At 45.7% G+C, this 17,715-nt stretch carries 3 protein-coding genes; all 3 read left to right on the forward strand.

The window, feature by feature from the left end; translation table 11 throughout:
* The first annotated feature begins 153 nt into the window (after positions 1–153).
* The 3 genes from NC996_RS09320 to NC996_RS09330 are packed head-to-tail and all read left to right on the forward strand — an operon-like array spanning position 154 to position 17,662.
* Positions 154–6,837, forward strand: coding sequence for a non-ribosomal peptide synthetase (locus NC996_RS09320; RefSeq protein WP_190689752.1), 6,684 nt, complete (start codon positions 154–156; stop codon positions 6,835–6,837).
* A gap of 3 nt (positions 6,838–6,840) precedes the next feature.
* The gene (locus tag NC996_RS09325; protein WP_190689757.1) at positions 6,841–11,649 is read left to right on the forward strand and encodes a non-ribosomal peptide synthetase; all 4,809 of its coding nucleotides are present in this window, start codon (positions 6,841–6,843) and stop codon (positions 11,647–11,649) included.
* Positions 11,639–17,662, forward strand: a complete 6,024-nt coding sequence (locus NC996_RS09330; protein WP_199303345.1) for a non-ribosomal peptide synthetase — start codon at positions 11,639–11,641, stop codon at positions 17,660–17,662. The genes NC996_RS09325 and NC996_RS09330 overlap by 11 nt, the downstream gene beginning before the upstream one ends.
* Positions 17,663–17,715: the final 53 nt, after the last annotated feature.

Consider the following 17,715-nt stretch of genomic DNA (forward strand, 5'->3'; position numbering starts at 1 on the left):
ATAGCAATCCTATTTGATTCGCGAACTCATCTTCTCTTTCCTCTGCGCCCTCGGCGTCCTCTGCGGTTCGTTAAAAAAATCTCACGAATCAAATGGAAATGCTATATACTCTCACTTCTTTTTCAAGCACTAAGTTTTTATAGGTGATTAATTATGAATAATATTTCTCAAAGAATTGCTGCTTTATCTCCGGAACAACGGGCGCTACTAGAACTACGACTTAAACAAAAGGGTTTGAGTCCTGTTAAAACTCAAGGAATTTCTCAACGTAAAGATTCCAGCTCGTTGCCTTTATCTTTTCATCAACAACGGCTGTGGGTTCTTCATCAGCTAGAGCCAGATAGCCCTATTTACAATGTTCCCATTGCTATACGATTGACCGGATTTTTGAATGTAAAAGCACTAGAAAAAAGCCTAAGTCAAATTCGGCAGCGTCACGAAGTTCTGCAAACCCGTTTTATAGCGATGGGGGGGCAAGCCGTGCAGGGAAAGCTTTCAGATTTGGCGTTAAATCTGCCCGTAATTGATTTGCGGGATTTGCCTGAAAACGAACGGCAGCAGTTATTAGAAGATGTGAAAAAGGAGGAAGCGCAACGACCTTTTGACCTATCACAAGAACCACTGCTGCGAGTGAAGCTGTTGCAGCTGAGTGAGACAGAACACCTGATGCTATTCACGATGCACCACATTGTTTCTGATGGTTGGTCTCGCGGTGTGATTATTCAAGAATTGGCAGAATTATATGAAGCTTTTTGTCAAGGCAAGCCCTCACCTTTGCCTGAGCTTCCGATTCAGTATGCCGACTTTGCTGCATGGCAACGACAGCAGCTTGTGGGAGAAGTTCTAGAAACTCAGCTTAACTACTGGAAGCAGCAATTAACGGGTGCTTCCCCAATTCTGGAACTCCCTACAGATAGACCGCGACCAACTGTTAATACTTTTAGGGGCGCTAGACAATTTTTTACCATTTCTCCACCGCTTGCCTTATCGCTGAGAACGTTAAGTCAGCAGTCAGAAAGCACGCTATTTATGACGCTATTAGCGGCTTTTAACACGCAACTTTACCGCTATACGGGGCAGCAAGATATCTCGATTGGCACTCCCATGACCAATCGCACCCAAAAGGAAATCGAGCCTCTGATTGGGTTCTTTGTCAACACGCTGGTTTTACGCACACTGCTGTCTGAAAACATGAGTTTTCGAGAATTGCTGGCGAGGGTGCGCGAAGTGGCGCTACAAGCCTATGCTCACCAGGATCTGCCCTTTGAAAAGCTGGTAGAGGAACTACAGCCAAGCCGCGATCGCAGTTATACACCCCTGTTCCAGGTGATGTTTGCCCTCCACACTGCCCCCAAAACAGTGTTGCAGTTACCAGGTCTGAGTTTGAGTCTTATGGAGGTGGAAACTGGCACCGCCAAGTTTGATTTGACGCTAGAGATAACGGATACCGAACAAGGACTAACAGGGTCATTAGAGTACAACACTGACTTGTTTGATGAAGCCACAATTACTCGGATGCTGGGGCATTTTCAAACGCTGCTGGAAGGTATTGTGGCGAATCCCGATTGCCGTTTGTCGGACTTGCCGTTATTGACGGAGGCGGAAAAATATCAGTTGTTGGTGGAGTGGAATCAGACTCAGACTGATTACCCCGCTGATAGCTGCTTTCATCAGTTATTTGAACAGCAGGTCGAGAAAACACCGGATGCGATCGCGCTAACCGCACGCTCCGCGAACGCCCTCGCATTTGAAGAGCAACATCTCACCTACAAACAATTAAATGAACGTGCGAACCAACTGGCGAATTATCTGCAAAAACAGGGGATAACAACGGAATCTCTGGTTGGCATCTGTGTAGAACGCTCTTTGGAGATGATGGTCGGACTCATCGGCATTCTCAAGGCAGGGGGAGCTTATGTGCCGTTAGACCCCTCCTATCCCCAAGAGCGCCTATCTTTCATGCTGTCTGACGCTCAGATGCCCGTGTTGTTAACTCAACAGCATTTGGTCGAAAAGCTACCTCACCACACCGCTAAAGTTATTTGTTTAGATGCAGAGTGGGATTGCATTGCTCAAGAAAGTATAGCCAGTCCAGCCAGAGAAGTTAACGCCGATAACCTCGCTTACGTCATCTATACTTCCGGTTCCACAGGTAAGCCAAAAGGAACCTTGATTCCCCATCGAGGACTGGTTAATTACTTAAGTTGGTGTTCGCAAGCTTACGCCGTCGAAGCTGGGAAAGGCACTCCAGTTCACTCTTCCCTGAGCTTCGATATGACGATTACCGGGTTATTTTCACCTTTATTAGTGGGGAATCGGGTAATCTTGCTGTCTGAAGTGCAGGGTATCGAAGCTTTGAGTATGGCGCTACGGCAGGGTAGTGACTTTAGTTTAGTTAAAATTACCCCGGCTCAGTTAGATTTGCTGCGTCATCAGTTAACACCAGAAGAAGCGGCGAGTCAAACTAAAGCCTTTATCATTGGCGGCGAAAATCTTTTAGCTCAAAGCCTTGAATTTTGGCAAAAATTTGCTCCGGATACTGTATTGGTAAATGAATATGGGCCTACAGAAACTGTTGTGGGATGCTGCATTTATCAAGTTCCTTTAGGCAAGTATCAATCTGGATCGATTCCGATTGGTCGTCCGATTGCGAATACGCAACTTTATATTTTGGATAAGAATCTGCAACCTGTCCCGATTGGCGTAATTGGTGAGCTACATATCGGCGGTGCAGGAGTGGCGCGAGGGTATTTAAATCGTCCAGAACTGACAGCAGAGAAGTTTATTCCGAATCCGTTTAAAGACCTAACCCCCCAACCCCCTTCCCTGCGAGGGAAGGGGGAGTCCGGCTCTCCTCTCCTAGCAGGAGAGGGGCTGGGGGAGAGGTCGCGCCTTTATAAAACGGGGGATTTGGCGCGTTACCGAACTGATGGCACGATTGAGTATCTGGGAAGATGCGATCGCCAAATCAAGCTCAGAGGCTTTCGGATTGAACTGGAAGAAATCGAGTCGGTGTTAGCACAGCACCCCCAAATTCGAGACGTGGTGGTGCTAATTCGGGAAGATGAATCGGGACCTAAATTGGTGGCTTATGTTGTTCCTAAATCAGCAGCAGTCCCCACAGTTAGCGAATTGCGCTCTTACTTACAACAGAAACTGCCAGAGTATTCGATCCCATCTGCCTTTGTGACTTTGGAGTCTTTACCGCTCACTCCCAACGGCAAGGTAGATCGTCAAGGATTGCCATCTCCGGGGGTAGCCAGACCCAACTTAGACGATGCGTTTGTGGCACCTAGAACGCCCGCAGAGCAGGTGTTAGCGGAAGTTTGGCGCGAAGTTCTCAACCTGGAGCAAGTTGGCATCCACGACAACTTCTTTGCTTTGGGTGGAGATTCAATTCGGAGTATACAAGTGCGATCGCTTGTGCAAAATCGCGGCTTAAACTTCTCTCTCCAACAACTCTTCCAATATCAGACAATTTCTGAACTCGCACCACATCTAGAAGCGAATGAAATTGAAAAGACTGCTTCCGTTGCACCTTTTAGCCTCATTTCGGAAGCAGATCGTCAAAAATTACCCAATGAAATAGAGGACGCCTATCCCCTCACCAAATTGCAAGCGGGGATGCTCTTCCATAGCGAATACAGCCCAGAAACAGCAGTTTATCACGACATTGCGAGCTTCCAGGTACAAGCAACTTTTGACCTCGAAGCACTGCAAACAGCGATTCACCATTTAATCAGTCGTCATGCAGTGTTACGCACCAGCTTCGATTTAACTAGCTTCAAGGAACCCCTGCAACTCATTCATCACACAGTTAAAATTCCTCTGCAAGTAGAAGATTGGCGTCATCTTTGTGACACCAAACAAGCAGAAGCACTCACGAATTGGTTGGAAATTGAAAAAAGCCGAAACTTTGATTGGACTTGTCCCCCGCTTCTGAAATTCCAGGTACATCGCCGTAGTGAGTCAACATTTCAACTCACTCTCAGCTTCCACCATGCTATTCTCGATGGCTGGAGTGTCGCTTCTTTATTCTCCGAGTTGTTTCAACAGTATTCTGCCTTGCTGAAAGGCGAAAAAGCTCTGGCAACGCCATCACCTGTTAGTAACTTCCGAGATTTTGTATCTTTAGAACGTCAAGCGATCGCTTCCGAAGAATGTCGCCGCTTTTGGAGCGAAAAGTTAAAAGACAGTACCGTTACCAAACTGCCTCGCTGGTTTCCTAGCGCTGAAGAAACGCCTCAAAAGAAACCTTGCGTGCAGGAAATTTTCCTTTCTTCTGAAAGTTCCGCAAATTTAAAGCAACTCGCTAAATTTGCAGGCGTTCCCCTAAAAATTGTTCTACTTGCAGCACATCTAAGAGTATTAAGTTTATTGAGCGGTCAATCAGCAGTTTTAAGTGGCTTAGTCTCCAATGGCAGACTAGAAAAAAAAGATGGTGAAAAGGTTCTAGGACTGTTCTTGAACACACTACCATTTTGCCAAGAATTGCCAGGAGGAACCTGGATAGACTTGGTAAAAGAAACTTTTGCCTCTGAGCAGGAATTGCTACCTTTCCGACGCTATCCCCTGCCAGAGTTGCAGAAAGAGCTAAGTAGAGAATCGCTTTTTGAAACAGCTTTTAACTTTACGCATTTTCATGTTTATGAAAGCGTTTTAGGGTTGGAAAACATTGAGATATTAGACGCAGCGTTCTTTGAAGAGACAAATTTTGCTTTAATTGCTAATTTTGTCTTGAATCCGATAAGCGATCGCGTTCAAGTCAAGCTGGAATATCAAGCCTCATTTTCTCAAGAAGAAAGAGAGGCGATTAGGGGATATTACGCTAAGACTCTTGAAGTCATGGCAAGCCAACCTTCGGCACGTTATGAGTTATCCACTCTGCTTTCTGAGCAAGAACAGCATCAGTTACTCGTAGAATGGAATAATACTCAGGTTGATTACCCGAAAGATGCGTGTCTTCAGCAACTGATTGAAGCTCAGGTAGAGAAGACACCAGAAAATATTGCTGTTGTCTTTGAAGGTAAACAATTAACTTATCAGGAGTTAGATCAACAAGCTAACCAAGTAGCGCATCACTTGCAAAAACTAGGGGTAAAACCAGAAGTTTTGGTTGGCATTTGTATGGAACGCTCCCTAGAAATGGTGGTGGGATTACTTGGCATTCTGAAAGCGGGTGGAGCTTATGTTCCTCTTGCGCCAGCCTATCCCCAAGAGCGCCTAGCTTTCATGCTGTCAGATTCTCAAGTAACCGTGCTGTTAACTCAACAGCATTTAGTTGAAAATATTCCCAAACACAATGCTCAAGTTTTATGCCTTGATGCCGATTGGGAAAGTATTGCCCAAGAGAGCTTAGAAAATCCTTCTAGCAGGGTGACGGCAGAAAATTTAGCTTACGTTATTTATACCTCTGGTTCCACAGGAACTCCTAAAGGGGCAATGAATACCCATCGGGGTATCTGCAATCGCTTATTGTGGATGCAAGATACTTATCAACTAACACAAACTGACCGAGTTTTACAGAAAACTCCCTTCAGCTTTGATGTTTCTGTATGGGAATTCTTTTGGCCTTTGATAACGGGTTCTCGTCTGGTTGTCGCTAAACCAGGAGGACATCAAGATAGCGCTTATTTAGTGGAGCTGATTGCTGTTGAGCAAATCACTACCATTCATTTTGTGCCACCAATGCTTCAGGTTTTCCTAGAAGAGTTGGAAGTGCAAAAATGTCAATGTCTCAAACGAGTGATTTGCAGTGGTGAGGCTTTATCCTACGAACTTCAGCAACGCTTCTTTGCGCGATTGGACGCCCAATTACACAATCTTTATGGTCCAACGGAAGCGGCAATTGATGTTACTTATTGGACTTGTCAACGGGAAAGCGAATTACCTATCGTTCCGATTGGTCGTGCGATCGCGAATACTCAACTTTATATCCTCGATCGGCACCTGCAACCTGTCCCCGTTGGTGTACCTGGGGAACTCCACATCGGCGGCGTTGGCTTAGCGCGAGGCTATCTCAATCGTCCTGATTTGACAGCAGAGAAGTTTATTCTTAATCCGTTTAAAACCCTAACCCCCCAGTTCCCTTCCTTAGCAGGGGATGGATTGGGGGAGAGTCGCCTATACAAAACTGGAGATTTAGCGCGTTATCTACCTGATGGCAACATTGAGTTTCTCGGCAGAATTGACAATCAGGTAAAACTGCGGGGTTTCCGCATCGAATTGGGAGAAATTGAAGCAGCGCTAATGCAGCACCCAGCCATCCGAGAAACGGTAGTTTTGCTGCGGGAAGATAACCCTGGTGACAAGCATTTAGTCGCTTACATTGTGCCAAAAGAACAAGCACCCAGTATTCACGATCTACGCGACTTCTTGAAGCAGAAACTGCCGAGTTATATGGTGCCATCTGCTTTCATGTTTTTAGAGGCTTTACCTCTAACTGCAAATGGCAAAATCGAGCGTCGAGCATTACCTGCACCGGAAAATCTATCTTCTTCGGCAGTTGTGTATATTGCTCCCCGGAATCCGGTTGAAGAAAAGCTAGCGCAACTTTGGGTTGAAGTTCTCGACCTTGAGCGGGTAGGCATTCACGACAACTTCTTTGAGTTAGGCGGTAACTCTTTAGTCGCAACTCAACTGATTTCTAAGGTGCGTCGCACATTTCAAGTAGAAATTCCTTTGCGAAATCTATTTGAGTTGCCAACAATTGCTGGACTTGCTGAAAGCATTTCACAAACCAAAGAGAGTAACGCTGATGCTCAAGAAACGGCGATTCAGCCAATTTCCAGAACGGCTCGACGCGGTTCCCATAATCAATCAAAAAAGGGAGAGTAAACGATGACATTGCATTCTTCCTGGGACGCTACAACAGACATTCAAGAAACAGACATTCAAGAAGACGATATTTTCGTTCTTCCGACTTCTTTTGCACAAGCAAGATTGTGGTTTCTGGATCAATTTGAACCAGGCAGTCCTTTCTACAACATTCCTGCCGCTGTCCGCCTTACAGGGAAGCTGAACATTGCTGCTTTAGAGCAAAGTCTCAAGGAAATGGTGCAACGCCATGAAGCTTTGCGGACGACGTTTGCGGTTGAAGATGGTCAGCCAGTGCAAGTTATCCGAGCCAGCTTAACTCTAAACTTGCCGATTGTAGATTTAACAGCGCTACCAATAACTGAGAGAGAAGCTGAGATTTATGCAAGAGCAAATGCAGAGATTCAACAACCTTTTGATTTAACTAAAGTTCCTCTGTGGCGAGTCACGCTGCTACGACTAGATGAAGCAGATCATGTGCTGCTACTGACCATGCACCATATCATCTCCGATGGTTGGTCTTTGGGGGTATTTCTGCAAGAAATGGCAGCACTTTACGAAGCCTTTTCTAATAGAAACCCCTCACCGCTTCCGGAACTTCCAATTCAGTATGCAGACTTTGCTGTTTGGCAGCGTGACTGGCTTCAGGGGAAAGTTTTGGAAACTCAGCTCAATTACTGGAAACAACAATTGAGTGGTTCTTTGCCAGTGCTACAACTGCCAAGCGATCGCCCTCGACCTGCTATTCAGTCTTACACAGGGAAAAAGCAATTTTTTGTCCTATCCAAAACCTTGACAGCAGCGCTTAAATCTCTAAGTCAGCAAACGGGTGTGACTTTGTTTATGACAATGCTGGCGGCATTCAAGACGCTAGCACACCGTTACACAAACCAAGATGACCTGATTGTGGGGAGCGCGATCGCAAATCGCAACCGAGCAGAAGTTGAGGGACTCATCGGGTTGTTTGTCAATACCTTGGTGCTGCGAACCGATCTCAGTGGCAATCCCACTTTCCGAGAGTTACTCAATCGCGTTCAGAAAATAGCCTTAGGTGCTTATGCTCACCAGGATTTGCCGTTTGAAAAGCTTGTAGAAGAACTGCAACCAGAGCGGGATTTGAGCCAAAATCCCCTATTTCAAGTGTGGTTTGCTCTTAACAACGCTCCTATGCCAGCGATGCAGCTAGCGTCGGGACTAACTCTAACTGCTTTGGAAGTGGACAGCGGGACGGCACAGTTCGATTTGAGCCTGGATATGGTCGAACGAGGAGAAGAACTGATTGGCTCGTTTGAGTACAATACCGATTTGTTCGACGCAACCACGATTACTCGCATGGTGGGGCATTTTCAAACCTTGCTGGAAGGTATTGTTGCTGATTGCGATCTCCACCTATCACATTTGCTATTACTGACAGAAACCGAACAGCATCAGTTGCTAGTTGGTTGGAATGACACCCAAGCGAATTACCCTCAAAATCACTGTATTCATCAGTTATTTGAAGCGCAGGTAGAGAAGACCCCAGATGCAGTTGCCGTTGTATTTGAGAATCAACAACTAACTTATACAGAACTCAATGCCAAGGCGAATCAACTAGCGCATCACTTGCAAAAGCTAGGGGTAAAACCAGAAGTTTTGGTAGGCATCTGTGTAGAACGCTCCCTAGAGATGATTGTCGGAATTTTAGGCATTCTCAAAGCGGGTGGGGCTTATGTACCGCTAGACCCTGCCTATCCTTCAGAGCGCTTGACTTTCATGTTGTCAGATACCCAAGTGCCTGTGTTGCTAACTCAACATCTGCTGTTAAAGAGTCTGCCTCAACACAAAGCAAAAGTTGTGTGTCTCGATGCAGACTGGGAGGTAATTTCACAAAATAGTACCAAGAATCCACTTACCAAAGTGACTGCCGAGAACCTGGCATATATCATCTATACCTCCGGTTCTACTGGCAAAGCGAAAGGAGTGATGATTCAGCATAGCAGCCTGGTTAGTATCTATCTAGCTTGGGAAGAAACTTATCAACTTCGCGCTGCACAAAGTTGTCACCTTCAGATGGCGAATTTCTCCTTCGATGTATTTACAGGAGACTTCGTTCGCGCCTTATGTTCTGGTGGAAAGTTAGTTTTGTGTCCCCGTGAATTCCTACTAGAGCCGCCAAAGCTTTATGAGTTGATGCTCCAGGAAAAAATTAACTGTGCGGAATTTGTTCCGGCTGTTTTGAGGAGCTTAGTTCAATATGTAGAGGAGAACAACAAACGTCTCGATTTTATGCGGCTGCTAGTTTGTGGTTCTGATAGTTGGTATGTACGAGAGTATGAAATAATCCGCCAATTTTGTGGAAGTCAGACGAGACTGATCAACTCTTTTGGCTTGACAGAAGCCACGATTGATAGTTCTTATTTTGAAGGAACGGCTCGTTTATCGAGTGAGCAGTTAGTACCAATTGGACGTCCCTTTACCAACACTCAGCTTTACATCTTAGACTCCCATTTACAGCCGCTACCTATCGGCGTTCCTGGCGAACTTTATGTTGGCGGTGCTGGCTTGGCGCGGGGTTATCTCAACCGTCCTGAGTTGACACAAGAGAAGTTTATTTTTAATCCGTTTGGAGTAATAACCTCACCCCCTAGCTCCCTCTCGGCAAGCAAAGAGGGGGGGCAAGAAATCTGTAATGAGCCAGAGTCCCGTCTCTATAAAACTGGAGATTTAGCGCGGTTTCTGCCTGATGGGAATATTGAGTTTATTGGCAGAATGGACTATCAAGTAAAAATTCGCGGCTACCGGATTGAGCTAGGAGAAATTGAGGGGGTGTTAAGTCAACATCCTGCGGTGCGTGAGGCTGTGGTTTTAGCTGGCGAGCATGAACCAGGAAACCAACGCTTGATTGCTTATATAGTGAGCAATATTAATAATGTTGAATTAGGACAAACGCACGGCTGTGCGTCCCTACAAGATTCAGAATTAATTAAAGAATTGCGTAGTTTTTTGAAGGAAAAGCTACCGCATTATATGGTGCCATCGGCTTTTGTGGTGTTGGAGGCTTTACCGCTAACACCTAATGGTAAATTAGATAGGCGATCGCTTCCAGTTCCAGATCCCACTCGTTCCCAAGTTGAAGCCGCTTACACCGCACCTCAAACCACAAGGGAAGAAGTTCTGGCGAGAGTTTGGTCGCAGGCTCTGGGAATTGATAAAATTGGCATTCACGATAACTTCTTTGAGTTAGGTGGAGATTCTATCCTGAGTCTTCAGATAATCTCTAAAGCCCGTGATGCCGGACTTCAGCTAAGTCCAAAACAAATTTTCCAATATCAGACGATTGCAGAGTTAGCGGCGGTAGCAGGTACAACGCAGACGACAATTGAAGCCGAACAAGGTATCGTAACTGGAACGGTATTTTTAACAACTATTCAACAATGGTTCTTTGAGCAAAATCTACTTGATGCTCACCACTGGAACCAGGCAGTTTTGCTAGAAACTAGGCAAAAATTGGATGTTACTTGGTTGGAGAAGTCGGTACAGGCATTACTGAGACATCACGATGCCCTTCGATTGCGCTTTGTTAAGGATGTATCCGGTTGGCAACAGTTTCACGCTGATGTTGATGAAGTAATACCATTTATCAAACTAGATTTGTCTAACCTGCCAGAAAGTCAGCAAAAACAAGCGATTGAAGATACGGCTAATGAACTTCAAGCTAGCTTAAATTTATCTGAAGGGTCGCTGATTCGAGTTGCTTTATTTGAGCTTGGCAACAATCAGCCGAACCATTTGCTGATTATCATTCATCACTTAGCGGTTGATGGTGTTTCCTGGCGAGTTCTACTAGAAGATTTACAGACAAGTTACGAACAAATCAGTCAAGGCAAATTCATTCAACTTTCAGCTAAAACAACTTCGTTTAAACAGTGGTCTGAAAAATTACGAGAGTATGCAAATTCAGCCGCATTAAAGCAAGAACTAAATTATTGGCTGACAGAATTGCAAAAACCGATTTCTTGCTTACCCATAGATGCTAACGGAATAGATGCTAACGGAATCAATACAATGGCTACGGCTCAAACTGTGTCCGTTAGCTTGAGCCAAGCAGAAACTCAATCTCTACTCCAAGAGGTTCCCAAGGTTTATAACACTCAAATAAATGATGTGTTACTCACCGCTTTGGGACAAGCTTTTTCGCAATGGATGGGAATGGATTCGGTTCTCGTGGATCTGGAAGGACACGGACGAGAAACGTTCTCAGAATCAATTGATTTATCACGCACTGTAGGCTGGTTTACTTCAGTCTTTCCCGTGCTGCTGAATGTGGGTAAAAATTGCAAACCCGGAGAAGCTTTAAAAGCAGTTAAAGAACAACTCCGCCGGATTCCCAATCGTGGCTTTGGCTATGGTGTGTTGCGCTACCTCAGCAGCGAAGAAGTCGCCTTGGCACTAAAAGCATTGCCTCAAGCGGAGGTAACTTTCAACTATCTTGGTCAATTCGACCAAAGTTTACCGTCATCCTCGCTATTTAAAATCGCCTCTGAATCTACTGGAAACCTTTACAGCCCAAGAGGAAGCCGAGCCTATCTATTAGAAATTAATGGATTAGTTGCAGTCGGTCAACTGCGCCTGGAATGGAGTTTTAGCGAATCGGTACATCGCCGGGAAACGGTGCAGCGACTAGCTGAGGGATATATAGAGGCGCTGCGATCGCTTATTGCCCACTGTCAATCTCCAGAAGCAGGCGGCTACACTCCCTCAGACTTTATCGCCGCTAAAGCTAGTACCAGCGACTTTGACAAGTTGCTCGCCCAAATTAGTCAATCTACCAAAGGCAGCCGCCATGAAAGTTGAAAATCTAGAAGACATTTACGAACTTTCACCGATGCAGCAGGGGTTGCTGTTTCATACGCTGTATGCCCCAAAATCGGCAATGTATTTCGAGCAGTATAGCTGGACGGTGCAAGGAGATTTTAATGCCCTCGCGTTTAAGCAAGCTTGGCAACAAGTAATCGACAGACATCCGATTTTGCGGACTGCCTTCTTTTGGCAAGATTTGGAAAAGCCTTATCAAGTGGTGTACCGCCAAGCTGAAGTAATTTGGGAAGAACAAGATTGGCGGCATTCGCAGGAGTTGCAAGCAGAACGGTTAGAAATGTTTTTGCAAGCAGATCGCGATCGCGATTTCGACCTTTCCCAAGCCCCCCTGATGCGTCTCGCCTTGATTCGGTTGGCAAATGATACCTATCAAGTGGTTTGGAGCCATCACCACATCCTTTTAGATGGTTGGTCGGGTCCCCTGGTATTTCAGGAAGTTTACGCCTTTTATCAAGCCTTCTGCCAAGGTCAAGAATTACACCTGGAACGCCCCCGTCCGTTCCGGGAATACATTACCTGGCTACAGCAGCAAGATTTGTCGAAAGCGGAAGCGTTCTGGAGAAAGACACTGCAAGGCTTTACCGCACCGACTCCTCTAGGACTAGACCGGATGCACAATCAGGCGAGTCTAGAAAACAACGAGAACGAGCAGCAAATGAAGCTATCGCAGGCTGTCAGCGCTGCTCTGGAAGCCTTAGCACGTCAGCATCGCTTAACGATTAACACCTTAGTGCAAGGCGCTTGGGCGATTCTGCTGAGTCGCTACAGTGGCGAACAGGATGTAATTTTTGGGGCGATTTCTTCTGGGCGTCCAACCGATTTAGTGGGGGTGGAATCGATTGTCGGGATGTTTGTCAACACCTTGCCGATGCGGGTAGATGTCAATCCCGAAGCCGAACTTTTGCCTTGGTTAAATCGTTTTCAAGCTCAACAAGCAGAAATGCGTCAGTACGAGTACAGTCCGCTTGTCAAAATTCAGGGATGGAGTGAAATTCCTGCCAACGTATCTTTCTTTGAGAGCATTGTCACCTTAGAAAACTATCCCGTCGAGCCTGAGCAATGGGAAGAGAATCGGAACCTGAAGATAGACAATTTGCGGATTTTTGAAAAGACAAACTATCCCCTAACCATCATGGCAGGAACGGGAGCGGAATTGTCGATCAGGATTCTATGCGATCGCTCCCGTTTTGATACCGCCACAATTAGCCGGATGTTGGGACATTTCCAAACATTGTTGGAAAGTATTGCCGCTAATCCTAATCAGCGTCTTGGCGACTTACCAATTTTGACCGCCGCAGAACGGTATCAGTTGTTGGTGGAGTTTAATCAAACTCAATATTATTCGACAGACCTAACCCCCCAACCCCCTTCCCTGCGAGGGAAGGGGGTGCATGACGCCCCTCTCCTTGCAGGAGAGGGGCAGGGGGAGAGGTTAACCCAAGAGTATTGCTACCCGACTAAATCCCAGATGGGGCAGTGCATTCATCAGTTGTTTGAAAAACAGGTAGAACAAACACCGGATGCGATTGCGGTAATTTTTGATAACCAACAGCTAACTTATACCGAACTCAATAGTCGAGCGAATCAATTAGCGCATCACCTGCAAAAACTCGGAGTGAAACCCGAAGTTCTCGTTGGCATTTGCATGGAACGCTCTTTGGAAATGGTGATTGGACTTTTGGGTATTCTCAAAGCGGGTGGTGCTTATGTGCCGCTAGATCCCAAGTATCCCCAAGAACGCTTAGCGTTCATGTTAGAGGATACGCAAGCATCCGTCTTGTTGACGCAACAGCAACTCATTGAGAGTCTTCCAAACCATAATGCTAAGGTTGTCTGCCTGGATACCGATTGGCAACTGGTTGCACAACAAAACTCGGAAAATCAGGCTCAAGAAACGACAACCGCAGATAACCTCGCCTACATCATTTATACTTCTGGTTCTACTGGCAAACCGAAAGGGGTTGCGATCGCACATTACAACACTGTGGCGCTAATTGATTGGGCGAAAACAGTGTTTACACCAGCGGATATGGCAGGGGTTTTGGCTTCTACTTCTATCTGCTTCGACTTGTCAGTTTTTGAATTGTTTGTGCCCTTAAGCTGCGGTGGTACGGTCATTCTGGCTGAAAACGCCTTGTATTTGCCGACTTTACCAGTGGCGGATCGGGTGACGTTAATCAATACTGTGCCCAGTGCGATCGCTTCCTTACTCCGAGATAACGCCATCCCTGCTTCAGTCCGCACCATTAATCTCGCAGGCGAACCCCTGCCAAATAATCTGGTGCAGCAACTCTATCAGCTAAACCACATCCAGCAGGTATTTAATCTCTACGGGCCTTCGGAAGATACCACCTATTCAACATACGCCTTAATCGAACGCGGTAGCCAGTCAAATCCGCCGATTGGTCGCCCGATTGCCAATACACAAACCTATGTATTAGATAACTCTCTACAACCTGTCCCCATTGGCGTTGCTGGCGAACTCTATCTTGGCGGTGCAGGACTGGCGCGAGGTTATCTCAATCGTCCAGAACTGACAGCCGAAAAGTTTATTGTCAACCCGTTTAATCAAAACCTAACCCCCCTGCCCCCTTCCCTACGAGGGAAGGGGGAGCCTGACGCCCCTCTCCTACTAGGGGAGGAGTTGGGGGAGAGGTTCCGCCTCTATAAAACAGGAGATTTAGTTCGTTATCTTCCTGACGGCAACCTAGAGTTTTTAGGTCGAATTGACCATCAAGTGAAAATTCGCGGCTTCCGCATCGAATTAGGGGAAATTGAGGCTGTATTGGCTAAACATCCAGCCATTGAGCAAACCGTTGTCTTAGCTCAAGAGGACGACCTGAATACTCACCGCCTCGTTGCTTATTTGACAACAAAACAACTTCCTCAAGATTCAGATAAATTGCCAGAAACACAATGGCATTCTGAGCAGGTATCGGAATGGAAAACAGTCTTTGAAAAGACTTATCACCAAAATTCCAATATTCAGGAAGATACTTTGAATATTAGTGGTTGGAATAGTAGCTATACAGGCTTACCAATTCCCGCCGAAGAAATGCGGATTTTGGTTGACAGCACTGTTGAGCAAATTCTCGCCTTAAAACCCTCTCGCATTCTTGAAATTGGTTGTGGTTCTGGTCTACTTTTGTTCCCCATTGCGCCTCATTGTTCCCATTACTTGGGCACCGACTTCTCTCAATCTGCACTTGACTATATTCAGCAGCAATTAACAACGCAAAACCTGCCCCAAGTAACGCTAGATAGACGACTGGCAGATAACTTTGAGGGAATAGAAGCGGGTGCCTTCGACGTGGTGATTATTAACTCCGTGATTCAGTATTTCCCCAGCACTGACTATCTGTTGCGCGTCTTGGAAGGCGCTGTAAATGCTGTGAAACCAGGTGGTTCTATCTTCATTGGGGATGTGCGTAGTTTGCCGCTATTAGAAGCTTTCCATACTTCTGTACAACTGCATCAAGCTCCCTCTAACCTTTCTATAACTGAATTACGGCAGCGCATCCAAAAACGCTTGCAACAAGAGCAGGAACTAATTATCGATCCGGAATTTTTCAGGGCACTGAAGCATGAATTTTCCAAAATTAGTCACGTCCAAATTCAACCCAAACCAGGTAAATACCAGAATGAATTGACCAAGTTTCGCTACGATGTGATTCTTCGAGTCGGTGCTGAAGTCGATTGTTTGCAAGATTTCCCTTGGCTAAATTGGCAGAAGCAAAATCCGACTCTTGGTATTCGTCAGTTACTGGAAGAAACCAACCCAGAGATTTTGGGAATCACGGGAATTCCTAATGCGCGTCTGCTATCTGAGATGAAAACTTTAGAATTGCTAGCTGAAAATGATGGAGGAGAAACTGTTGCCGATTTGCGAAAATCACTGCAAGAAAGCAATACAGAAGATGGGATTGAATCTGAAGAGATTCTAGCTCTAGGTCAAGACTTATCTTACTGCATTCAGCTTAATTATTCTGGCGATCATTACGATGCAGTATTTGTGCATAAAACCTTGGCATCTCCAGACAAATTACCAGCATTCTTGGAAACAAGTGGCAAACTAAAACCTTGGAGAAACTATGCGAATAATCCGCTGCAAGGAAAACTAACTCGTGAATTGGTTCCTCAATTGCGCGATTATCTACAGGAAAAGTTGCCGGAATATATGGTGCCTTCTAACTTTATCCTGCTGGATGAATTTCCCCTAAATCAGAATGGTAAAATCGATAGGCGATCGCTCATTACTCTTAGCCAAATTCGCCCAGATTTGGAAAAAACTTTTGTTGCGCCGCGTACACCCATTGAGCAAGCAGTTGCCAATATTTATGCCCAAATTCTAAATCTACAGCAGGTAGGTTCCTCTGATAACTTCTTTGAATTAGGCGGTCACTCGTTACTCGCCATGCAAGTAACTTCCCGGCTGCGGGAAACTTTCCAAGTCGAATTACCGCTACGGACTTTATTTGAATCACCAACTGTTGCAGAATTAGCTGAAGTAATTTCCTCAACTCAGCAAGCAAAACAAATAGATTCTAGTTCCATTCCGCGTGTTTCCCGCAATCAGCCACTACCACTATCTTTTGCTCAACAAAGACTGTGGTTTCTCGATAACCTAGAACCCGGTTCGCCTGACTATAATATTCCTGCACCAGTTCGCCTGGTAGGGCAATTGGACGTTGCAGCGCTAGAGCAAAGCTTTAACGAAATTGTGCGGCGACACGAAATATTTCGTACCCGTTTCGTGATGGAAGGGCAACCGATTCAAGAAATTGCTCCTACTCTGACAGTGACATTTCCTGTTATCGATGTTCAAGCGTTTCCAGAGGCGGAGCGAGAAGGAAAAATTCAACAACTAATTTCCCAAGAAGCATTAAAGCCCTTCGATTTAACTCAAGCACCGCTGTTTCGGATTCAACTGCTGCAACTCGGTGAGGAAGAACATATTTTAGTTCTCATCCTGCACCATATCATCTTTGATTTGTGGTCAATTGGAGTGATGTTGCAAGAAGTGACTGAACTCTACAAAGCTTTTACGACTGGGGAAATTTCTTTGCTGCCTGAATTACCGATTCAATACGCCGATTTTGCGGTTTGGCAGGGGCAATATCTCCAGGGAGAGGTGCTGGAAAAACATTTAAGTTATTGGAACCAGCAGTTAGGCGGTAATTTACCAGTTTTAGAACTCCCAAGCGATCGCTCTAGATCCGCCGTTCAGTCAAATCGAGGTGCCATCCATTATTTGGCTTTCCCCAAAGATTTGAGCGATGCAATTCAAGCTTTTAGTCAGCGGGAAGGAGCTACCTTATTTATGACGCTTTCGGCGGCGTTTAAAACCTTGCTCTATGCCTACACGGGACAGCAAGATATCCTCATCGGCTCCCCGATTGCCAATCGCGATCGCGTTGAACTAGAGCCACTAATTGGATTCTTTGTCAACACTTTAGTTCTTCGCACTGATTTATCTGGAAATCCCAGTTTTCGAGAATTATTAGCACGAGTGCGCGAAGTCACTTTAGGCGCTTATGCTCACCAAAATTTGCCCTTTGAGAAGCTAGTAGAAGCGCTACAACCCAATCGCAAACAAAGTGAATTTCCCTTATTTAAAGTCTGGTTTGCGCTGGAAAATGCCCCCATCCCAAATGTGAAACTGCCGAAATTAACGCTTAGTCCAGTTGACTTTTACAGCGGTATCGCGCGATACGACTTAAGGCTGGGGTTAACGGAGACAGCCGCAGGTTTAAGAGGCTCATTAGAGTACAAAACCGAGTTATTTGATGCCGCAAACATTGCTCGAATCGTCGGAAATTTAGAAGCTATTCTGCGACAAGCCGTGGCCCAACCAGACATTCGATTAGAACAACTTGCAAGTGCGATCGCGCAAGCTGAACAACAACAGCAAATCGCCCAAGAAAAAGAACTAGCACAGACAAGTCTGCAAAAGTTAAAGCGAGTCAAACGCAAGGCAATGCACGGATAGAAACGCGCGGAAATCAATTTCCGAGCTAATAGCAGAAGTCCATTAAAACGGAC

The organism is Trichocoleus sp. ST-U2, assembly GCF_039961875.1.
GTDB lineage: Bacteria > Cyanobacteriota > Cyanobacteriia > Cyanobacteriales > FACHB-T130 > FACHB-T130.